The organism is Dickeya chrysanthemi NCPPB 402, assembly GCF_000406105.1.
In the GTDB taxonomy this organism is placed as follows: Bacteria; Pseudomonadota; Gammaproteobacteria; order Enterobacterales; family Enterobacteriaceae; genus Dickeya; species Dickeya chrysanthemi.
In genome coordinates this window covers 111134-132096 of the sequence record NZ_CM001974.1, presented here as the reverse complement: position 1 = coordinate 132096, position 20963 = coordinate 111134, and the positions used below count along the sequence as shown (strand labels likewise).

19 protein-coding genes and 1 pseudogene are annotated in these 20963 nt (G+C 56.4%); 15 read left to right on the top strand and 5 right to left on the bottom strand.

Features of this window, described 5'->3' with window-relative positions:
- Positions 1 to 11 precede the first annotated feature (11 nt).
- The 4 genes and pseudogenes from DCH402_RS00705 to bhsA all read right to left on the bottom strand — a co-directional run bounded on the left by DCH402_RS00705 (position 12) and on the right by bhsA (position 4181).
- The gene (locus DCH402_RS00705; RefSeq protein ID WP_039999024.1) at positions 12 to 1157 is read right to left on the bottom strand and encodes an efflux RND transporter periplasmic adaptor subunit; all 1146 of its coding nucleotides are present in this window, start codon (positions 1155 to 1157) and stop codon (positions 12 to 14) included.
- Positions 1158 to 1893: 736 nt separating this feature from the next.
- Positions 1894 to 2830: pseudogene (locus tag DCH402_RS22580) on the bottom strand (PDDEXK nuclease domain-containing protein).
- Positions 2827 to 3639: an Arm DNA-binding domain-containing protein gene (locus DCH402_RS22705; protein ID WP_162531365.1), complete on the bottom strand. Its 813-nt coding sequence runs from the start codon at positions 3637 to 3639 to the stop codon at positions 2827 to 2829. The pseudogene DCH402_RS22580 and the gene DCH402_RS22705 overlap by 4 nt, the downstream one beginning before the upstream one ends.
- 296 nt (positions 3640 to 3935) lie before the next feature.
- On the bottom strand, positions 3936 to 4181 hold the full coding sequence (gene bhsA, locus DCH402_RS00690) for a multiple stress resistance protein BhsA (RefSeq protein WP_012767885.1): 246 nt from the start codon (positions 4179 to 4181) through the stop codon (positions 3936 to 3938).
- 831 nt (positions 4182 to 5012) lie between these two features.
- Between bhsA and DCH402_RS00680 the strand changes: the two genes are divergently transcribed.
- Positions 5013 to 5651: an acyl-homoserine-lactone synthase gene (locus DCH402_RS00680; protein WP_039999017.1), complete on the top strand. Its 639-nt coding sequence runs from the start codon at positions 5013 to 5015 to the stop codon at positions 5649 to 5651.
- On the opposite strand, the gene DCH402_RS00675 is transcribed toward DCH402_RS00680, so the two are convergent.
- A complete protein-coding gene (locus tag DCH402_RS00675) occupies positions 5617 to 6369 on the bottom strand; it encodes a helix-turn-helix transcriptional regulator (protein ID WP_039999016.1) in 753 nt (250 codons plus the stop codon). The genes DCH402_RS00680 and DCH402_RS00675 overlap by 35 nt on opposite strands.
- Positions 6370 to 7022: 653 nt before the next feature.
- Here DCH402_RS00675 and DCH402_RS00670 point away from each other — a divergent pair.
- The 14 genes from DCH402_RS00670 (at position 7023) to DCH402_RS00605 (ending at position 20735) form a co-directional block, all read left to right on the top strand.
- On the top strand, positions 7023 to 7334 hold the full coding sequence (locus DCH402_RS00670) for a hypothetical protein (RefSeq protein ID WP_039999015.1): 312 nt from the start codon (positions 7023 to 7025) through the stop codon (positions 7332 to 7334).
- Positions 7327 to 8649, top strand: a complete 1323-nt coding sequence (locus DCH402_RS00665) for a type III PLP-dependent enzyme (protein ID WP_039999014.1) — start codon at positions 7327 to 7329, stop codon at positions 8647 to 8649. The genes DCH402_RS00670 and DCH402_RS00665 overlap by 8 nt, the downstream gene beginning before the upstream one ends.
- Positions 8646 to 9563, top strand: coding sequence for a hypothetical protein (locus DCH402_RS00660; protein ID WP_039999013.1), 918 nt, complete (start codon positions 8646 to 8648; stop codon positions 9561 to 9563). The genes DCH402_RS00665 and DCH402_RS00660 overlap by 4 nt, the downstream gene beginning before the upstream one ends.
- 11 nt (positions 9564 to 9574) lie before the next feature.
- Positions 9575 to 11158, top strand: a complete 1584-nt coding sequence (locus tag DCH402_RS00655; protein WP_039999011.1) for a class I adenylate-forming enzyme family protein — start codon at positions 9575 to 9577, stop codon at positions 11156 to 11158.
- Between the two features lie 5 nt (positions 11159 to 11163).
- Positions 11164 to 11472, top strand: coding sequence for an acyl carrier protein (locus tag DCH402_RS00650; RefSeq protein WP_039999009.1), 309 nt, complete (start codon positions 11164 to 11166; stop codon positions 11470 to 11472).
- Entirely contained in the window at positions 11469 to 13028 is a 1560-nt protein-coding gene (locus tag DCH402_RS00645; RefSeq protein WP_039999007.1) for an AMP-binding protein, read from the top strand. The genes DCH402_RS00650 and DCH402_RS00645 overlap by 4 nt, the downstream gene beginning before the upstream one ends.
- A complete protein-coding gene (locus DCH402_RS00640) occupies positions 13009 to 14535 on the top strand; it encodes an AMP-binding protein (RefSeq protein WP_039999005.1) in 1527 nt (508 codons plus the stop codon). The genes DCH402_RS00645 and DCH402_RS00640 overlap by 20 nt, the downstream gene beginning before the upstream one ends.
- Before the next feature lie 81 nt (positions 14536 to 14616).
- The gene (locus DCH402_RS00635; protein ID WP_039999003.1) at positions 14617 to 15048 is read left to right on the top strand and encodes a VOC family protein; all 432 of its coding nucleotides are present in this window, start codon (positions 14617 to 14619) and stop codon (positions 15046 to 15048) included.
- Positions 15045 to 16178, top strand: coding sequence for an acyl-CoA dehydrogenase family protein (locus tag DCH402_RS00630; RefSeq protein ID WP_039999001.1), 1134 nt, complete (start codon positions 15045 to 15047; stop codon positions 16176 to 16178). Before DCH402_RS00635 ends, DCH402_RS00630 begins: the two co-directional genes overlap by 4 nt.
- A 1-nt stretch (position 16179) precedes the next feature.
- Entirely contained in the window at positions 16180 to 16713 is a 534-nt protein-coding gene (locus DCH402_RS00625; protein ID WP_081642112.1) for a hypothetical protein, read from the top strand.
- Between the two features lie 70 nt (positions 16714 to 16783).
- On the top strand, positions 16784 to 17707 hold the full coding sequence (locus DCH402_RS00620) for a 3-oxoacyl-[acyl-carrier-protein] synthase III C-terminal domain-containing protein (protein ID WP_039998999.1): 924 nt from the start codon (positions 16784 to 16786) through the stop codon (positions 17705 to 17707).
- A 100-nt stretch (positions 17708 to 17807) separates the two neighbouring features.
- Positions 17808 to 18944 carry an acyl-CoA dehydrogenase family protein gene (locus DCH402_RS00615; RefSeq protein ID WP_039998997.1) on the top strand — a complete coding sequence of 379 codons (1137 nt, stop codon included), beginning with the start codon at positions 17808 to 17810 and terminating at the stop codon, positions 18942 to 18944.
- Entirely contained in the window at positions 18928 to 19785 is an 858-nt protein-coding gene (locus DCH402_RS00610) for a hypothetical protein (protein ID WP_039998995.1), read from the top strand. The genes DCH402_RS00615 and DCH402_RS00610 overlap by 17 nt, the downstream gene beginning before the upstream one ends.
- Positions 19785 to 20735 carry a beta-ketoacyl-[acyl-carrier-protein] synthase family protein gene (locus DCH402_RS00605; protein ID WP_039998993.1) on the top strand — a complete coding sequence of 317 codons (951 nt, stop codon included), beginning with the start codon at positions 19785 to 19787 and terminating at the stop codon, positions 20733 to 20735. Before DCH402_RS00610 ends, DCH402_RS00605 begins: the two co-directional genes overlap by 1 nt.
- Positions 20736 to 20963 lie beyond the last annotated feature (228 nt).

The window sequence follows — 20963 nt, the reverse complement described above, 5'->3', positions numbered from 1 at the left end:
GGCGCCGTCCTCTATCGTGCGCCAGCGGCGGAGGCGACCGCCGGGGCAACATGCGGCGCTGCGGCGGCAGGTGCGGGCGCATTGAGCCTCACCGTCGCGCCGGGCGGCAGCCGATTTTGGCCGGCCATCACCACTATGTCGCCGGGCTTGACGCCCTGGGTCACGAGGACTTCCTCGCCGAGCCGGCGACCAGTGACGACCGGCACGGCGACCGCCTTGCCGATTCCCTGCGCGTCGGCATCTTGCACGAGCACCACGCTGTCACCGGAAGCCGAAGTCTGGATCGCCGTCAGCGGCAACACGATGGCGTCGGTCGTGACGGGCAACGCCAGCCGCGCCGTCGCGTACATGCCGGACTTCAGCAGCCGATCGGCATTGGGCAACAGTGCTTGCACGGCCACGTTGCGGGTTTCGCCGTCGATGCGCGGTTCGATGGTGCTGATTTTGGCGGTGAATACCCGACCCGGCGCGGCGTCCACTGTGACCTGCACCGGCGCGCCCGGCGTCAGCTTGGACAAGTCCTGCTGCGGCAGCGTGAAGTTGACGTAGAGCGGGTCGAGCTGGGTCAGCGTGGCGATCGCATCGCCGGCATTGAGGTACTGGCCGGGATTGATCCGCCGGATGCCGATCTGGCCGGAAAACGGCGCGCGAATGCTTTTCTGCTGGATACGTGCGTCCAGTTGCCGCACCGCCGCGACGGCCTGGGCGGCCTCCGCCTTGCGTTGTTCGAGCAATTCACGTGGCTCGGCGCCGGTAGGGGCCAGTTCCTGCGAGCGCCGGAGTTGCAACTGGGTGAAATCGGCCTTGGCCGCAGCAGCGGCACGATCCGCTTGTTCGGGAGCGTCGTAGAGCTGAATCAGCACCGTCCCTTCCTTCACGGACTGGCCGGCGTCGAAATTGATGGCGGTCACGCGGCCCGACGTGTCGGGGGCCAGCAGCACTTCGCGCACGGCTTGCAAATTGCCGACGGCCTGCAACTCCTCGGCCACGCCGCGAGGTTCGGCGCGTATCGTCGAGACCGGCATCGGCGGCATGGCGTGGTGTTCAGCGCCACCGCTGCGGGTGGTACGCCAGGCATACAGCAGGCCGAAGACCACGACGAGGCCAATGACGCTGATAACAACGGGTTTGGCACGGGAGATAACGGCGGTGCTCATGCGTTCCTCCCGACGACAACGGGGATGGGGGTGGCGCGTGATCGGCTGTGCGGGGCCGATCCACCAAGGCAAAGTGAGTGCATAGGGGAATTTCCTCGGGAAGAACGGGGTATTCGTTCGGCCGGCCAAGCACGCTGGATTGAGGCATGACAGACCACGATGAAGCGCAGCCTATCCGTGTGAGCACAGTTCTACATTGCGAAAGCAAGTCAATTTATTTCGCAATACGGCCAAACGCATGGAGACAATTGAATTTGGCCTAACCGAATAACAATCTGGCTTAATTTCACCATCATGCCCATTCAGTTCCATTGTTAAATAAAGCATCTAAACGCAAATGAGTATTGTTTGATGCTAGATCTCACGACTACTGGAAAGCTCCGTTGGCAAATTGATGTGCGCGCAATGCCCGCCGTCTATCCTCATCTGGATGGGCCGTGCAAGGGCGTCATGAGGAGCGCGCCCCGCACTATGCCTGGCTCGGCAGTTGCGGCGGCAATTTTCATTAGCGCGCAGGGCGCGCGCCGCCTTTGACGGCGAGAACGCCGTGGTACGGTGAAGGGAACAGCAAGACCACCTACACCCCGCCCACTGCACACACCTGCTTTGGGCAAGCGCAGGCCCACAAGGGCCGAAGACGTCAGGGGTCAAAGCCGGATGGCCGCGACTCGGCACGAGGCGCGGGGCGCAGCCCGCGAACCCGACGGCAGCATGCCGGGACGCACGGATGTTGCGGTCAGAATTTTTCGTTAGGCCGCCGTTGCTCGATCTGCAACCGCGCCCGCTCCGTCGCCTGCTGCAACCGTTCGCCCAGCACCGCACGCGGCGGCAAGGTGGTCAGGTACTCGGCAACGTGAATGCCCGACTTGTCCAACTCCAGCAATTCGATCTGCTCGGACTTCTTGCCCGTGCAGAGGATGATCCCCAGCGGCGAGGCTTCTTCCGGCTCCCGCTCATGCTTGTCGAACCGGCGAAGGTAAAGCTCCATCTGCCCCTTGTAGGTACTCGCCGATCTTCAACTCCACCGCCACCAGCCGGCGCAGCTTGCGGTTGTAGAACAGCAGATCAAGGTGGAAATCCTCGTCGTCGATCTGGATGCGCTTTTGCCGGGTGAGGAAGGAAAAGCCCGCGCCCAGCTCCAACAGGAAAGATTCCATTTCACGGATGATCGCCGCCTCCAGGTCGCCTTCCTGCCAGGTATCCCGCAGCCCCGGGAAGTCGAGGATGTACGGGTCGCGCATGACCAGGGCCGGTGTCATGCGCTGCACATCGCGCAGAGTCGCCAACTCCTGCGCAATCGTTTCGTCCGGCTTCTTGGACAGTGCCTTGCGTTCGTACAGCATCGAGTCGATGCGTTCGCGCAGCATCCGCACGCTCCAGCGTTCGGCGCTGGCCATCTGCGCGTAGTAGTCCCGCTGGAGCGGGTCTTTCAGCGGGATCAGGGCGATGAAGTGCGTCCAGCTCAATTGTCGTATCAGTGATACGACAATCTGCTCGTCGGGGAAGGTGGTGGCGCACTGCACCATGCGGCGCAGGTTCTTGACCGCAAAACTGCTGCCGTATTCCTTCACCAACTGCGCCGCCAGCGTCAACACGACCTCCTCGCCGTAGTCCGCCCTCCGGCCCTCCAAGCGCGGTGCCGCCGAAAGCAGCCGATAGGCTTCCTCGCTCATGGGCTTGGACATGCTGCCGGTCTTGCTGTCGGGCCAAGATACGCGCCGGTTCTCGAAGTCCAGCCAAGGCCATTCGAGCGGGCAAATTTCTCCACGGCGACCGGAGAACTCGAATTGCAGGCGGATCGCCAGCGGGATGACGTAGTTCTCCAGTTCTTCGGCTTCGGTCTTTTCGATCTGCCGGAACAGCTTGCCCATGTCCTCGTCGCTGATGAGGTGGGTGGCCCTGCCGGGTACATCGGGACGTGGCGGCACGGATTGGTGCCGTCCGGGCGGTAGCCCCACACCTCGGCCAGATTGAACATCCGACGCATGACACTGAACGTCCGGTTCGCATCGGCCGGCTTGTGCGTCATCTTCTTCATCATCCCGGCCACGTCCGGGCGCTTCACGTCCTGAACCTTCATGCGACCGATAATCGGAACGATGTTGCGGTCGATGACGCTCTGGTCGCCTTCCTGCGTGCTGGGCTTGTTGCGCACCCTGGAGTAATCCGTCATGAACTTCGTGCACAACTCCTTGACCGTGGGCGCCTTGCGCGCCGCCGTCTTGTCCGCGCTGGGATCGCCGCCCCGGCGCACCTGGGCCAGCCATTCCTGTGCCAGCGAGCGGGCCTGTTCGACTGTCAGTTCCCCGTACTGGCCCAAAGCGGGCTTGCGGCGCTCGCCAGCGTTCGTGCGGTACTGAAGCATGAACACCTTGCGGCCCGATGGGGTAATCTTGCACAAGAAGCCGGGCACCAGGGTATCCGCCTGCGCCTGGGGTTGTGCCGCATCGACAGCGGACTTGGTGAGCTTGATCTTTGCCATGATGACTCCTCGGAAAGACCCGATCCCCAAGAGCCTCATAGGGGCCACCAGCAGGGAAGTCGGGTCAGGTTTCGGAAAGCACCGGCATATGTTGAAATATACTAAGTTATTGATAAATATGCTGCATAGAGTTTGGGCGTAGTCCAGCGAAGTCCGGTGCTGGAGTCATCCTGAAATAAAAAAACCGGGCCGAAGCCCGGTTAACAACAGCATAAAAAACAGACACAGGGAGGGTGATGATTGATGATGATTATTGAGGAAGGGGAAAAGTATGTTTCCCAACTTCACCAGTCACATTATTTATACAGAACAGCATTGCCGTGCAGTGTGTCGTTACCCTGAACAGCGGTTATCTGGAACGACTTGGCACCAGCGGCATCGGCTTTCGCAGCCAGTTTAGCCTGCAGGCTGTCGAGCGTGTTGGCACTGGCAGAGACACTCCCCATTTCCTGGCCCTGCGGGTATTGGATTTCAGTTGCAGCAAAAGCGCCGACAGACAGAGTGCTCAGTGCGATGGCAGTAAAGATAGCTTTCATATTCATGGTGGTTTCCTTTTTTACGTTTTCGTTGTTGATGGGCTCGTAAATGACAAGTCAATTATCACTATAGTAACTATATCGCATTTCACAAAAAGTGCGATCCATATCACATTCCTATGTCAGGAAGATGAAAACTATGTTTTTTCATCACGTTACCGACATCACTTTCTCGCATCCGAGCGGGACCGATGCTGAACAAGGTGTGTTAAAGCCGATAACGGCCACTGAAGAGAGCAACATGCTGAGGAGAGAGTGCGTCTTCCCTGATAGGTCAACACACCTTAAGACGCAAAGAGGCCAGAGAAACGCCACCGAGCTACACATACCTATGGCGAGATAACATGCATTTCTGACTACGATGACACATCACCTACCGTCAGAGGGATCCGCATGGAAGGGCAACTTTCTTTACTCTCATTCACGACTATCACGCGGTAGTAAGAGATGTTCACGAAACCTATTACCTTAATCCATATGTATCATCGCCTTCCTGCCGTGCATATCCGGGGTGGCGGCCATCACACTCTTTCTTCCCCTATCTCCGATAACACAATACGTGCGCATCACGCAGGAAGCATTCACACCATTACCAGAATAATAATGACTTTTGTGAATTACCGTTCAACGAGTCAGGCATACTTTATGCAATAAAAACAGATTACCTGGTCGCGGCTTAAGATAAAAAAGGAAATGAAATGTCAACGAACAAACCCCAAAGTTTCCTAAACGGATGAAAATAATCACGCTGGAAAAGTGAGTGGTAAAAACGTTACCATATATACCATCAGACAAACTTCCATGCCAAAAGACATAAAAGTGATAACAGGAGGACAAATGTTAGAAATATTTGATGTGAATTTTAGTTTAATGTCAAATAACAAGCTGGATGAGGTGTTTACATTACGAAAAGATACATTTAAGGACCGTCTGGACTGGGCTGTTAACTGTATTAACGGGATGGAGTTTGACGAGTATGATAATGAAAAGACAACCTATCTTTTAGGTATCAAAGAAGGAAAAGTTATTTGTAGCGTCAGATTTATCGAAATGCAATATCCCAACATGATTACCGGCACATTCTTCTCTTATTTCGATAATCTCAAAATCCCCGAAGGGAATTATATCGAATCCAGCCGCTTCTTCGTTGATCGTGACCGGGTAAGAAATTTGATTGGTACCCGTAACCCGGCGTGCCTGACGCTATTCCTTGCCATGATCAATTACGCCAGAAAGTGTCACTACGATGGGATACTCACCATTGTCAGCCACCCGATGCTAACCTTGTTAAAACGTTCAGGCTGGCGTATATCCATCATCCAGCAAGGGTTATCGGAAAAACAAGAGCGTATTTATCTGCTGCACCTGCCCACTGACGATGAAAGCCGGCATGCGCTGATTGAACGCATAACACAAATGACGAAAGCGGAATCCGAACAGCTTAAGACCTTGCCTTTACTGGTTCCACTGGCTTGATCAGATTCATTTCAACGCCAAGTCGAATCGCATGTTTGGCATTCAGCACACCCAGTTTTTTCACGACATTGCCGATATGAAATTTTACAGTACTGGTGGTAATACCAAGAATAAGCGCAATCTCATGATACGTTTTTCCCATACTTGCCCAGTAGAGAATTTCATTTTCTCTTTGTGAAAAAATATCGGCTTCCTGCGACTTACTATTGTGCCTGTTTCTGCTCATCTCCCGATGAAGGGAGGTGAGCTTTTCATGGGCCGAGATCAACAGCATTTGCAGCTTGTCTCTATTATTCTGAATAATCTCTTCCAGCTCGCTGCTGCGGTGTTCCTCAACCATGAAAGACAGCGTCGCCAAATTGTTACCCGGATCATGTAAGACAAACGTATAACCGTTAACAATGTCATATTCTTTGGAGAGGTTGAATATTCTGGAGAATTTCAGTTTTGAACTGATAACCAGGTCATCATCCCAGGAGAAGGGAGATATCTTATTAATCGCCGTCAGTATTACCGGGTCAATATGCTGATAGTTATTGCTGCGGTAAACATCAACCCACTCCGGCGGATAATTGGAAATGATCACGACATCCGTCGGTTTCTTCTTGTTCATGATCAAATAGGCGTACTTAAGATCGCCGTAACTTTTTAACTTCCTGTCAATAAAGTTTTGTATTGTGCTATTGATGAAGTCAACGTTAGAGAATGATATAGACATCTAACTCTCCCAAAATCGCATGCGACAGCCCAACCTGACCATAACGGCACGAAAGTATAGTATCAACCTATACCTAAGTCTAACTATCTTTCCCGATACAAAATCCTTAGAATTTTCAAAAAATAACATCAAACACAAAAATAAAAACCTCCGGTCGATTTTAAAGATCGGAAAGCCAAATTGGCGCACACCAGGGAAATATCTGTTAGTTCATTAATATATACCCTAAATAATTCAGGTTGCAGGAAAGCGGCAACCCGACGTATCACCGAAAGCAGGCATTGAGCCGGTGACGGAGATGAACACGGTCGCTTAACCTTGACGGCAATCTGAAGTATGGCGGGACTATAACGTTATTCTGTATTGTTAGCCCTTCTCTCTCCTGTTCTGGTTCACGGGAGAGAGAAAGGTGATTTTCTCTTCCCCCACGATTATTCCTTGTCTGGTATTTCACGCCAGCGTCTCGCCAATACCACGAACAAATTTGCCAGTTAAAAGCCGCGATAATACAACTATCGGAATAAGTTATGCGTCTTTTGCCGCCGATCTGAAGACTCGCTCACAACGACGTCGATTCGCGTGCAATTTCAAACAAAACGCCCGAATAAAACGCTGGTTATACTCCCGTCAGAGATAAAGATAAGGGGAGTAGAATGGAGTATCCGGTAATTACCCACCATGACGACGACGCGTTGCACACCCTCCTGCGTGAAAAACTCACCGCGATTGGCGTCGATAACGGCCGTATAACCGAGATCTTTCAGGGAGCTTCACTGTTTGGTGAAGAGGGGCTGCTGGATTCCATCAATATCGTCAGCCTGATTGCCGTTCTCAGCGATCACTGTGAAACGACTTACCACCTGACCGGCGACCTGTTCAATCTGACGGACGATCGTGTCTTTGAGGCTTTCCAGAACCTGACCAGTCTGACGCGTTACCTGCGCGAGCGGCTTCACCATGGCTGACGCTGTTCACCCCTTGATCCAGCCTGAAGCACTATTTGCGAACGGCTATATAGAAGAGGTGTCGATTACCGATATTGCCGACCGTATCGGTACCCCCTTCTATGTCTACAGCACCCGGCAGTTGCGCCGCCAGCTTCAGCAGCTCTATCAGCAACTGCCTGCCGATACCGCGGTTTATTATTCCCTGAAGGCGAATCCGAACCTGTCGGTGGTTAAAACGCTAGTGGAACAAGGGGCGGGATGTGAGGTCTGCTCACCGGCGGAACTCGACACGGCGCTGGCAGCGGGCGTACTACCGCAACATATTCTGTATGTCGGGCCGGGAAAATCCGTACCGGCCTTGGCGCGGGCTATTGATTGCGGCATCAGGGCAATTGTCGTGGAATCGGTCGCCGAGCTGGAGACAATTAACCGGCTGGCCGCACAGGCCGGTACGATACAAACGGTGGCGCTGCGCATTAATCCGGACTTCAGCAGCGAACACGCCCGGCTGGTGATGAGCGGTAAACCCACCCAGTTCGGCATGACGCTTGATACGCTGCAAACCGTGCTGCCCTGTCTGCATCGCTGGCCTGCCGTTGCCCTGCGCGGCTTTCATGTTTATCTGGGCACCCGCATCCTCAACGCTCAGGCTATCGCCGATAACACCCGCAATATTCTGCAAATGGCGCTGAACCTGCGCGATCAACACCAGTTAACGCTGGATTTTGTCGATGTTGGCGGCGGCTTTGGCGTCCCCTATTTCCCCAAGGAAACACCGTTGGATTTGCCCTCGCTGGGCGAAGCAATCGCGCCTGTCATGGCGGATTTCCGCCGTCAGGCCACCACGACGCAGATCATTATCGAACTGGGGCGTTATCTGGTGGCGGAAGCCGGTCTGTTCGTCACCCGGGTGAATAACCTGAAAACCGTCGGCGGAAAAACATTCGCTATCTGCGACGGCGGCGCCAATTGCCATAGTGCCGCGGCGGGGTTGAACAGCATGCTGCGTAAAAACTTTCCGCTGCTGCGAGTGGGCGATAACCAATCGCGGCCGTTACAGCCTTATCAGGTCAGCGGCCCGTTATGCACCCCCACCGACCTGCTGGGCGACAATGTGCTGCTGCCGACGCTGGAGGTTAACGACCTGATCGGTATCACCCACTCGGGTGCATACGGGTTAACCGCCTCTCCCGGCGCATTTCTCAGCTTCGGTTATCCGGCGGAAATGATGGTGGATGGACGCCGCCTGATTCAGATTCGCCAGCCGGAAACCACAGCGCAGTGGCTGGCCCGTCAGCAACCGGTCGACCTCTGGCACGGAGATGAACCATGACGCTGTGTATCCAGCCGGATGACCTGGTATGGCGCACTTTCGCGCCCGAGAACGACGCCGTATTACCGGCGCCGCATCCTAATCAGGATCTAATGGCGGATTACCTACGCGCTTTTTTTCGCTCTCATGGCGAAATGGGAGAACCGGACAACGCCCTGTTGACCCGCTGGCTGAATAGCGGTCGTTACAGCTTTAGTACCATGATGCAGACGCTGTTGCCTGAATTGCAGGCACGCGGCACATTACAGCAACTTGATTTAGTGGTATTCGCCCACTGGACCCCGGATAGCGATCTCGGCTGCGCCGTCTCCAATGCGTTGATCCATGCCTGCGATGCTCGCCACGCGTTCGGGCTGTCGGTGTCGGATCGTGGGCTGGCCGCGCCCTTTTTCGCACTGCACACCATCGATGACTATCTGGCCTGTGACGACAACCGGCGCGAAGCATTGCTGATGATTGCCGATCAGGATGTGGCGCCTTATCCCAGCGAACAGCTGGCCCAGGCGCATCCTCAAAAGAACTGCTGCCTGATACGAATGGAAAAACGTCCGACCGATGAAGCCATCGGGCTGGTATTTGAGGGGTATTATCGCCAGCCTTACGCGGATCAGGGCGATCTGGCGGCAACCCTGCGGCAATTGCTCTCACGCTTGCCGATGGCAGATGGATTACCCTCGACGTTACTGGCTAGCCCGTCGCTGGTAACCGCGCTGCAAGGCGCGCTCCCCGAACTTCGTCTGGCGAATGTACCGGCCTCATTGCTGTGCGCCGCTCCATTCGTCTACCTGAAACAGCATGCGGAGCCGGGGCAACGTTACCTGTTAGCTGTGCCGGAAAGGCGCCATCTCACCGTCTGCGTATTGCGTTATCAACCGCACGATGCCCGGCCGCTCCCTCTTTCTTCCTGTACCTGATAAGGATGCCCATGACGAACATTACCCACCTGACCGCCTGGCTTGACCGGGCAGCCAAAGAAGCGGCGAATAAAACCGCCATTATTGATACCGATCGCGAAGTCAGTTGGTTTATGTTGCGCCTGCAAGCCCGCCAGTTGGCGGATTATCTGCGGGAAAAAGGGGTGGAGAAGGGAGATCGGGTGATCGTCTACCTGCCAAACTCATTGACGTTCGTGCTGTATTTCTGGGCGTTGCAGTATCTGGGCGCAATCTTCATTCCGCTGAACCCGGAAACCAAAGCCGCCAAACTGAGTTGGCTGGTGGATAATGCCGGTTGCCGATTACTGATAACCCACCACGCGCTGGCGGACGAAATCAACATCGCGCAGGCCAGCGAACACTGGCAGCAATACAACCGTCATACCCGCATCTGTTTTAGCAGCGATGTCACGGCCGTATTGGCCGATGAACCGTATCGCATCGCTGCCGAATGCGAGCGCAAGACGACGGGCATCGATCTTGATCTGGCGTGTATTCTCTACACGTCCGGTTCTACCGGCCATCCCAAAGGGGTGATGCTCAGCCGCCGCAATATGATTACCGCCGCCAGTTCGGTGGCCGGTTACCTGCAACTGCGCGACGACGATCGCATCATGTCGTTCATTCCAATGAGCTTCGACTACGGTTTGTATCAGGTCATTATGTCGGCGCTGGCGCAGTGCACGTTGATCGTGGAGCCCGATTTTCGACGGCCGTTGCTGTCGCTGCAACGCATGGTCACGTTGCGTGCGACCGTGCTGCCGCTCGTACCGACCCTGCTGCGCCTGATTGCACCACTGGCTTCCCGCTATAACTTCAGCGCCATCCGCACCATCACCAATACCGCCGCGGCGCTGCATATCAACGATATTGATCAATTACGCCATATTTTCCCACAGGCACGCCTCTACTCGATGTATGGGTTGACCGAGTGCCACCGTTGTACCTATCTGCCGCCGGAATACCTTGCCACCCACCCGCAAAGCGTCGGTATCGCGATCCCCAACACCGAACTCTGGGTGGTGGATGACAACGGACAACGGCAGACCCGCAACGCCACCGGCGAGCTGGTCATCCGCGGCGCAACCGTGATGTGCGGCTACTGGCGCAATGAAGAAAAGAGCGCTGAGAAGCTGCGCCCCGGCCTGCTACCGGGTGAGAAAGTGCTGTACACCGGCGATATCTGTCGGCTGGATGAACAGGGGCTGCTCTATTTCGTCGGCCGTCAGGATGAAATGCTGAAAAGTTGCGGTGAAAAAGTCGCACCGAAAGAGGTGGAAGCCGTACTCAACCGTCATCCGCAGGTGGTGCAGGCAGCGGTAATCGGCGTACCACACCCGATCTACAGCGATGAAATCATCGCCTGCGTGGTAACCCGCGGCAATCTGAACGAAAAGGCGCTGGCGCGCTGGAGTAAAACCCAGATGGAATCGTATATGGTGCCCCACCGTTTCCGGCTGATGTCCCAGCTCCCCCTTACTCCGAACGGCAAGATCAACCGTTCTCTGCTGCAAGAGCAACTGATGGCCGGCACGACGATGCAGGCTTCTACGCAACCCGGCTTGATGGAGTAACGCCGATGTCATGTGATACTGCTTACACCCCGATAACCGGCTACGACCCGGACTTTTATTACCCGAAGATCGTCACGGCGATCGGCATGGTGCTGGAAACGGATGACCTGTCAGAACTGCATCCACATACCAATCTGGAACGGGATTTAGGATTCGAAAGCGGCATTTTCATCGAACTGATGATGTATCTGGAGGAGATGATAGAGGGGTTATCCATCGATCCGGTGACGCTGGACAGCCAGCAGCTCAGCACCATTGATTCGCTCGGTCGTTTTATTCACTCGCAACGGGAGCCTGGCGTACCTTGTGTATGATCGCCTCGTGGCAATACCTGACCACCTTGTTGGCACGGTTCGACGGCGTGCATACCCCCGCCTGCCATCACATTGAAGGTTCGCTGACGTACCACCAGTTGTACCTCGGCGCACTGGCGCTGGCGGATCAACTACAGGCGCGACATATCGCCAGCGGGCGTCGTCAACCGGCACCGGTCATACTGTTCGGGCACAAACACCCGGCGTGTCTGATTGCCTGGTGGGCTTGCCTGTTGACGGGTCATCCGGTGGTGCCGGTGGAAACCGATAATACCGACGAACGTCTGCGTTTTATCGCCGACAGCATTCAGGCAGGGTTGCTCCTCAACGCCACCGACCGGGCAGCGCCCGAAACCGGCATCCCGTCGCTGACGGTGACAGGGGTCGATGATATTGATCCCACTGGCAATCGGCCTGCCGCCCGACTGGCTGAACACTGTCACCAGATGGGGCTGGCGTTCGGCCGGAACGCCGTCAGCGGCATCGCTTACATCATGTTCTCTTCCGGTACCACCGGCGCGCCCAAAGGCATCCAGGTGAGCTACGCCAATCTGGCGCACTTCGTGCGCTGGGCCGCGGACGCTTTTCCCGCCCCCGGCCCTATCAGCGGCAATATTCGCTACTGCTTCGACGTCGCCCAGTACGAGCTGTGGCTGGCATGGCATTATCGCCAACCGATTTCGGTACTCGACTACCGCGACGTCATCAATACCCGCAAAATGATCGCCCGCCACGCCGATACCGGCGTGCAAACCTGGGTCAGCACACCGTCGCTAACCCGAAGTTATCTGCGGGATCGCGCGTTCCGTCACGACAACCTGCCGCGATTGAACACGTTTATCTTTTGCGGCGAAGTCCTGACAAAAGAGCTGGTCGGCACGCTGTGGCGAGCGTTTCCGGGCTGTCGTATCGTCAATACCTACGGCCCGACGGAGTGCACGGTCGCCGTGACCGCCTGCGACATTACGCCGAACATGCTGGATGACGATACGCCGCTGCCGCTGGGTTATGTTCGCCCGGGCGTCATCCTGCACATTGATGCCCCGGCAGACAGCGAGCGCGGGGAAATCGTCATTACCGGCCCGGCAGTCAGCGAAGGCTACCTGAACGCGTCGCCGGCTCAGGCATCGCGGTTTAGTATCGACCCGGACGGCACGCGCCACTACCGCACCGGCGATATCGGCTCACTGCGCAATAACCTGCTCTATTTTCACGGACGGGAAGACAGCGAGTTAAAAATTCAGGGTTACCGCATCGCTCTCGACGACATCGAGAATGCGCTGCGGGAACATCCGCAGGTACAGGATGCCATCGTCACCCCGTGGCTATTACACAATACGCCCCAGGGTCTGCAGGCGTTTATTCTGTCCAGTCAGCCGGATATTTTGCCGGTGCTGGCGGACTACCTGCGCCGCTATTTTCCGCTCTATATGGTGCCCAAATTCTGGTATCCGGTAGACCACGCCGCGCTCAACCACAACAGTAAGCTCGACCGCCGGTGCGTCACGCAGCAAGCGCTCGATAAAGGCAAACGCTATGTTTTCGTCAGTTCTTAATCCTATCCAGAGCTGGATGCGGGAGAATCCGCAGCGCCTCGCCATCATCAACGACGGCGGCAGCTATACCTTTGCGCAGTTGGGATACCGGGTGGAAGGCATACGGCAGGCGCTGCAACAGCACAAGCCACACTGCGCGATGATTTACGGCCACAAGCAACTGGATGCGGCGGCAGCCATGCTGGCCTGCGCATTTGAAGCCATTCCGTTCACCTTCGTCGATATCGCTAATCCGCCCGCTCGTCTTGCCCACATTATCGACGTGACGCAGGCGGATCTGTTGTTGCTCACCTTCCCGCCCCATACGGCGCTACCGCAGTTATCCATCGCGACGCTCGCTACGGCTTCGCTGCCGGACATGCCGTCACGTCGTCGCCCGGTCAGCGCGGTGCCTGAGCAGGTATTCTATATTTTGACCACTTCCGGCAGCACCGGCGAACCGAAAGGAGTAAAAATTACCCATGGCAACTATGATGCGTTGGCGCGCTGGGCAATGCCGCTCCTGCATGGGCAAAGAAGCGGCGTACACGTCAATCACGCTTGTTTGTCGTTCGATCTGGGCATTATGGATATTTTTCTGACGCTGGCGACGGGTAAAACGCTGGCCATGCTGGACCATATCAATAATATCCGCCCACGGAAAAACCTCTCGCTGCTGACGCAATCGGCCTTGCGGATCGACAGTTGGTTTTCCACCCCCGGCTTTCTTGATTTGATGTGCTCAGACCCTGACTTCAACCAACACACGCTGCCCGACCTGACTTGCATCGCTATCGGTGGAGAAGCGCTGTTGCCGCCGCTGGTACATACACTTCAGCAACGTTTTCCACATACCGCCTTACTACACTGTTATGGCCCAACAGAAGCGACCTGCATGACGCACGCCGCACGCGTAACGCCAGAGACTCTCGCCGGCGCACCGCCCCTGTCGCTTGGTCCGGCCGGCGGTAACGGCAAGGCAATCATCGTTGATGAGCACGGTGAGCCGCTGCCTGCCGGTACGACAGGCGAAATCGTACTGTTCGGCCCCCAAATTAGCCCAGGCTACTTACCGGAAGCCGATCCGCGTAATCGCCTTTTTGGCTGGCGACACGGTCGGCGCTGCTACCATACCGGTGACCTCGGTTATCTGGATGCGCAAGGCAATCTGTTTGTTAAAGGTCGCAACGACGGGCAGATAAAATGGCAGGGAAACCGGATAGAAACCGGCGAAATCGAAGCGATAGCCAACCAACTTACCGACGTACAACAAGCGGCTGTTATTGTCGGGAAACGGGATAACCGCGTAACGGAGTTGATGCTGTTCGTACATTTATCATCCGATACTCACGAGAAACGCATCGGCCTACGGCGGGATCTGGCGCAACGGCTACCCGCTTATATGGTGCCGCGCGTCATTCACTTCACCGGCCCCTTTCCGCTGACGTTACACGGCAAAACCGATCGTCAGGCGTTGATGCGACAAGTCGAAGCCGACGCCGCTCCAGATAGCACTTCCTCAAAATAGCGCTACGACCTGCAAGCAGGCATAAAAAAAAACCGTTGCCGTCGGTAGTCTGTTACAAACGGTAGTGACGGGAGAAAAACCATGAAATTCAGCCATCTTGGATACATCGTCAGAGATAGTGAGGCGACTATCGCCGCGATGGCGGCTTTTTTCCCGCATATCACGGTACATCGCAAAAAAGTCAGCGCTCAGCAGATTTACGTCACCTTTATGAATACCACCCGCCAGGATATGCAAATCGAACTGGTGGAACCGCTGCCGGAGAACCGGCTGCTCAGCGGTATGCTGGACAAAGAGCACAAGGATTGCCTGCCGTACCATATTTGCTTTGAAGTGGATGATTTCAATCAGAAATACCAGCAGTTGCGTGCTGATGGCTGGCTGGCGCTGACCCGTCCATTCCATGCCTACCCACAGGGGCCGCTGGCCAGTCATCTGTATAAACCGGAGGCAGGTATCATGGAGATTATGTCCGACAGCACCAGCCTGATCGCGCAAGGAGAAACCGCGTGAATGATTACGCCCTCTTCCTTTCGCCCCTAAAGCGCCTGATTGAAGACACGCAGTCCGAGGGGCGCCACCTTGGCGGACAAATCGATATTGCACCGGAGAAAGCGCGTCTGACGGCGCAGTATTCACTGGCGCCGATGCTCAACACGCTGGGTGTACCGGCCGACTACCAGCCGACCTGCTGGCTGGAAGAACAAGGCGTCGCCCTGAGGACGTTGCCGTTGCCTCTGCGATGCGAGGCGTATGAGTCATTCGGTTATATCGATCCAAACCTGCTCTTCGCCGCGCCGGGGCCGGGTATGGCGGCGCTGGTGGTGGAGAGCATGGGCAGCCAGGAACAGCGAGAGGCGTTCTTCTCCCAGTTTACTCGCGAGTTAACCTGGAGCTGTTTTGCCATGACCGAACCGGAAGTGGGCAGCGACGCACAACAAATCCAGACCAGCGCCATCAAGGTGGACGGCGGCTGGTTGATCAACGGCGAGAAGTATCTGATTGGCAACGGCGTCATTGCCGATACCGGCGTCCTGTTTGCCCGTACCGCCTCCGGCCCGCTCGGCATTAATGTGTTTACCTTTTCGCCGCGCCATCAGCACGGCGTGTTCGCCGAACGTATTCCGATCAACGGCGTACCGGGTTGCAACGTATCGCATCTGACCTTTCGGGATCTGTTCGTGCCGGACAGCGCTCTGCTGGGGCAGCACCTGAAACCCACCGAGCGTTTTGCCCGTTCCGCCATGGTAACATTCGACTCGTTGCGCCCTTGCGTCGGCGCAATCGCACTCGGCATCGCCCGTTCTTCGCTGGATCTCGCTCTGCAGCAGCGTTGGGTCACGCCGCGCGCCGCCTGGCTGATGAAAGCCAGACGACAGTTACAAGCCGCCATGGCGCAGGTTCGAATGGTCTGCGAGCGTTTTGAACTGGGTGAAAACTGCGGTCGCGACGCCGGGCTGGCAAAAATCACCGCCACCCGGGTGGCGGAACAGGTGGTCATGGCCGTCATTCATCATGCCCCACCAGCGGCGATGGGCGAATATCCTCGCCTGGCAAAAGCCTGGCGCGATGTAAAAGCCTTTGAATATACCGAAGGCACGACCTTTATCCATCTGATTAACCACGGCTATCGCGGGGTATAACGTGACCGACCCGGTTCTCGCCTCCGCCGGCACGCTCATCGCGCAGGAAACCGGTAGCCTGACGGTGGAAACGCGCGCCACACCGCTGACGGCAGGTCAGTATGCCTTGCTGTCTCCCTGGTTTGCTCTGAATCGCGTCGTCCCTGATACGCCGTGGTTTCTGCATGAACCGGTACATCGTGATGAATCCGGCCTGCATGCCGACGAAGTTATCGCGCTCTGTCGCCGTTTTTGCGCCCGCCATGTCAATAGCACCCTGTTGTACGAGTATCAGAGCGCGCCGCTCCAGTTTCGTACTCCGCTGCTGCAAAGCCTGCTCCATGCCGCACCGGGTTTTCATCACAGTCTGGGTATCAAAGCTCAGGGCCGGCCGCTGGCCGAACATGATCTGGCCTGCACGTTGCTGGACCGCGATGGCGCCGTGCTCTATCTCAACGACCCATTGCGTCGCATCAGCCCGCGCGCCGACGCCGGGCCGGTCGTCTATCATTACTGTCGGTTTACCCGCGCCAGCCCTAATCCGTCGTTATCATGATGCCTCTTGCCACGACGCCGGACACGCAGCTCTCCCCTTATCAACCCCGCTAACCGCCAGGAACGCGCTTGTGCTAGGACATCTTGAGGCGATAGAAATCGCATTCCCGCCGGAAATACAGTCACTGGACGAGGTGGCGCAGGAAGTCGGCCTGAGCCGACTCGATATCCGCATGTTCGACCGTTTTCATGGGCTGCGCCGTTTTCACGGCGGCCCCGGTACGCTGGACGACCTGCTGACGCCGGCCATCGACCAGATGCAACACAACCAGCCTCAGGCATTCGCCGCCATCAGCCACGTCGTACATTGCCATACCGTCCCTTGTGTGCGGGTGTTCGAAACCGTAAGTCAGAAACCCGCCTGGCTGGACCGATTCTCTCCTCACACCGAGTTTGCCAGCCTGACCATGGGGCACTGCGCCACCCCGCTCACTGCGGCGGAATGGTTGCTGAAACAGCTCTCACCCGGCCGCTTCGGCCTGATGCTGATCGGAGAGAAAGCGTTCCATCCCAGGGTCAAAATGATCAAAGACACCACGCTGATGGGCGAAGCCGCCTGCGCGGTATTGCTGGCCCGCCAGGGGAACGGCCCCACGATTCTCAGTCGTTATACCGGTCAGGATGGCCGCTTCAGCATCCAGAAAGGCGCCGACGAACACGAAACGTCCGACTTCGGGCAGCATTATGTCGATTTTACCCGTCAGCACTTGCAGGCGGCGCTGGATAAAGCCGACATCACCATGGACCGTATCGACTGGATTGCCCCACATAACGTCAACCTCTCGTCATGGCATCGACTGGCGCAGTTAATGAACTTCCCACGGGAAAAAATCTTTCTGGAAAACGTTCCGCGCTATGGGCACTGCTTTGGCGCCGATCCATTCATCAATTTGCATCAGTTGCAGCAACAGCAGCGCCTTCAAAAAGGCGACACCGTGTTGCTGGTTAGCGTCGGGTTGGGCGCAACCTACTCGTCGCTATTGCTTGAAATTTGACCATTTTGCAATACCGGACAATACAACACCGCGATTCCCGATAAGGTACAGAGTTATCGTGCGAATGGTATGTTTTGCGACTCGACTAACAGGACAGCTCATGAAAGCGCTTACATTCAGGAATGTATTAACAGAATTGGATGCATTGGGCGAAAAATTACGGCATGCGGCCAGTCAGGTAGAATCCGATCGTCATCGGGCGCTGTCCTGCCTCGAAGATGAATTGCTGTATACCATCGCTTATATCGGTATCCCGACTGAATTTATTCCTTTTCGGCAATGGGATTATCAAGCCTGCCACTACAGCGATCACATCGATATGCTGGAATACCTGAGCCGTTTTGATGCCAGCGGGCTCATGATGCTGCCCGGGGCATCGTTGTCGGCGCGAGCCGTGACGACGTTGGGCACGCCGGAACAGCAGGCGTTCTTTTTTTCGCGCTTTACTCATCCTCCCTGCTGGGCGTTTTTTGCCGTTACCGAGCCTGAGGTCGGCTCCGACACGCAATCTATCGCCTCGTCACTGACGCCGACCAACAACGGCTATGTGCTGCATGCCCGCAAGAAATTCATCGGCGGCGCGCAACTGGCGTCGGTCGGTCTGGTGTTCGCTCGTGAAGGCCACTTCCAGCGGCTGGTCATGGTCGAGCCGGAGCAGGCGGCGTCCCATATGACGATCACGCCGCTACAGCAGTTCGGCTTGCAGGGTTCCAACCTGACGGAAATCGAGATCAATGGGCTACCGGTTACGCCGGAGCATATTCTGGGTTATGACCGTAAAGGGTTAAATCAGGGGCTGACGGCACTGGGGCACGTCTTTGAACGCCACCGTCCTATGGTTAGCGCCATGGCGCTCGGTACCGCCTACGGACTGCTCAACGTACTGGATAATACGGCATTAACCCCGGTTCAGCAGCGCTGGCGCGCTCAACAATGGCGCACCTACCATCTGCTGCGCCAGCAGTTGTCGGACATTGCCGAACGTTATCAGTCAGGCCAGTCGCACTATCACACCACCAGCCAGCTAAAACGTCACTGTACCCTGTTCGTGGAAACGGTAGCACACTGTATGCCGCATCTGTTGAGCGAGCAGGCCTGGCTGGAAGATGCGCCGCTGCGCCGTCGCTGTCGTGATGCTCTGGCGTTCGAATACATGGAAGGCACCGCCAATATTCACCTGATGAACAGTTTCCGTTGCTATACCGCCCGGGGAGGCGTCTGTGCCCACGTATCTTGACCCACGGTCGATACTGCATCGCAGCTTTACACCGCCAGCCAGCATGCCCCGGCAGGCGATAAGCCCGGCGCAGGAGTATTACTGGCACAGCTATGCCTCCCGTTTCTTCGAAAGCAACGGTCTTGACTGGCATGAAAGGCTCGCCAACCTGCAGCACAGTCGCCAAACCGGCGACCTGACATCCTTCATCAACATGATCAGTCAGTTGCTGCCGGTGTATCAGGCCAGAAATGATCTATCGCATATCGACAGCGTGCTTATGGCGCACTGGACGCCGGATCTGCATCTTGGCAGTTCGGTGATCAATTATGTGATTGAGGAGCTCAGACTACCGGCTTGTCTGGCGCTGACCATCAGCGATCGCGGGCCGGATGCCGCGCTGTTTGCGCTCTCCAGCATCGCAAATTGCCAGCGGGAAGATAATCACGATTCGCTATTGCTGATCGCCGATCAAAGCAATCTGCCTTATCACTCTTCCCTGCTCGATTCGCTCGCGCCGGAGAATAATGCCTGTCTGTTTTCCGTCTGCTGTGATGAACGCCCGCTGCATTATCAGGGCTTTTGCCGTCATCCTCAGTACACGGCGGATACGCTGACGCAAAGCGTCGATACATTATGCCGGCGCTTTGAACTGCAACAAGAACGCCTGTGCGTCGTGGCGGATCCGCTATTGCTGGCCGAACTGCCGCCGTCGATGACCGGTATCGCCACCAATCCACATCGGGTTTGTGCGGCCCCCTTCGTCGCGCTGGCGGAAAATTATCAGCCAGGCTGCGATTATCTGCTGCTGGTTCATCATCAGGATACGCTCAGCGCCGTCGCGCTACAGGGGTTGGAATAGTGCGCCTGACCCATTTCGTCACCTGGATACCGGAGCGGCGGTTGAGCGCCGGCGAAATTATCCATGCGGCAGGCGCCAGCGCATCAGAAGCACGGGTCTTCTCACAACTGTTCGGCTTTCAGCAGGTCGCCGCGTTGGATAGCGCCATACCGCCGGCATCGGTGTTCTCCGGGTTACTCAGTGAGTTACAACGCCAGTCGCCACACCCTGAGCGCCCGGCCGATGTACTGATTTACGCACACGGGATGCCGATGCAGACGGCGGAACGGTCCACCTGGTTGACTCAACTGGGCCGTGAACATCCGTTTATTCATCCACAAGCCCTCTGTTACGAACTCGACCAGCAAAACTGCGCCACGTTGTTCTGGGCATTAGGGTTGGCGCAACGACTGTTGTCGCAACAGCGGGCAGAACGGGTGGTCATCATCGCCGGCGATACTTTCGCCGCTTATCCGGTACAAGAACGTTACGTGCCTGGCTGTTCACTCGCTGGTGACGCCTTCGCCGCATTATTGCTGGAAGCCGAACCGGGCGGTTTGCAACTCGACCCCGTTTTTATGACGCAACGTCCCGAGTTTCATGAAGGATTTTACGGCAGTCACGAGCAGTTGAAGGCGTTCTATCTGGCTCACGACGACATGGTCAATACCGCCTTATGGGGCGCACTTTCCCGGCAAACCGACGCAGAGCGACGTCACTTGTATCTGCTGCCCCATAACGTTAATCGGTTAAGCTGGCTCAATTATTCCCGCCGTCATCACCACCCATTGGAAAATATTGCGCTCGGCCTGATGCCGGATATCGGCCACTGTTATACCGTCGATCCGCTACTATTGCTGCCCGACGCTCTGCCCGCGATTCGCTCCGGCAAGGCGCATATCATGCTATCCGTCGGTTTGGGAGCCTGGATCGGCAGTTGTCGGATAAGCTACGCCGGTACGCCAGGCTGACGCTTTTTCGGTCATGTCGATTATTTAGCCGCATTTATCAGGGTAACACTCAATTTCAGACAACAATCGATTATTCCGCCAGGCATAATAGTGATCAGGGAAAGCTTTTCACCGGCATGCCGGCGATAAAGAGACAAGGATGTAACCGAACCGCCCCGCCCGATACTATGGACGAATAATCGGACGGGATGGCCAGACAAGGACAGACTGGCCGCGGGTTCCCTCCTG

What these genes read in the sequence shown, in the direction of transcription:
- DCH402_RS00705 (WP_039999024.1), bottom strand. Translation starts at nt 1,157, where the DNA reads ATGAGCACCGCCGTTATCTCCCGTGCCAAACCCGTTGTTATCAGCGTC.
- DCH402_RS22705 (WP_162531365.1), bottom strand. Translation starts at nt 3,639, where the DNA reads ATGGCAAAGATCAAGCTCACCAAGTCCGCTGTCGATGCGGCACAACCC.
- bhsA (WP_012767885.1), bottom strand. Translation starts at nt 4,181, where the DNA reads ATGAATATGAAAGCTATCTTTACTGCCATCGCACTGAGCACTCTGTCT.
- DCH402_RS00680 (WP_039999017.1), top strand. Translation starts at nt 5,013, where the DNA reads ATGTTAGAAATATTTGATGTGAATTTTAGTTTAATGTCAAATAACAAG.
- DCH402_RS00675 (WP_039999016.1), bottom strand. Translation starts at nt 6,369, where the DNA reads ATGTCTATATCATTCTCTAACGTTGACTTCATCAATAGCACAATACAA.
- DCH402_RS00670 (WP_039999015.1), top strand. Translation starts at nt 7,023, where the DNA reads ATGGAGTATCCGGTAATTACCCACCATGACGACGACGCGTTGCACACC.
- DCH402_RS00665 (WP_039999014.1), top strand. Translation starts at nt 7,327, where the DNA reads ATGGCTGACGCTGTTCACCCCTTGATCCAGCCTGAAGCACTATTTGCG.
- DCH402_RS00660 (WP_039999013.1), top strand. Translation starts at nt 8,646, where the DNA reads ATGACGCTGTGTATCCAGCCGGATGACCTGGTATGGCGCACTTTCGCG.
- DCH402_RS00655 (WP_039999011.1), top strand. Translation starts at nt 9,575, where the DNA reads ATGACGAACATTACCCACCTGACCGCCTGGCTTGACCGGGCAGCCAAA.
- DCH402_RS00650 (WP_039999009.1), top strand. Translation starts at nt 11,164, where the DNA reads ATGTCATGTGATACTGCTTACACCCCGATAACCGGCTACGACCCGGAC.
- DCH402_RS00645 (WP_039999007.1), top strand. Translation starts at nt 11,469, where the DNA reads ATGATCGCCTCGTGGCAATACCTGACCACCTTGTTGGCACGGTTCGAC.
- DCH402_RS00640 (WP_039999005.1), top strand. Translation starts at nt 13,009, where the DNA reads ATGTTTTCGTCAGTTCTTAATCCTATCCAGAGCTGGATGCGGGAGAAT.
- DCH402_RS00635 (WP_039999003.1), top strand. Translation starts at nt 14,617, where the DNA reads ATGAAATTCAGCCATCTTGGATACATCGTCAGAGATAGTGAGGCGACT.
- DCH402_RS00615 (WP_039998997.1), top strand. Translation starts at nt 17,808, where the DNA reads ATGAAAGCGCTTACATTCAGGAATGTATTAACAGAATTGGATGCATTG.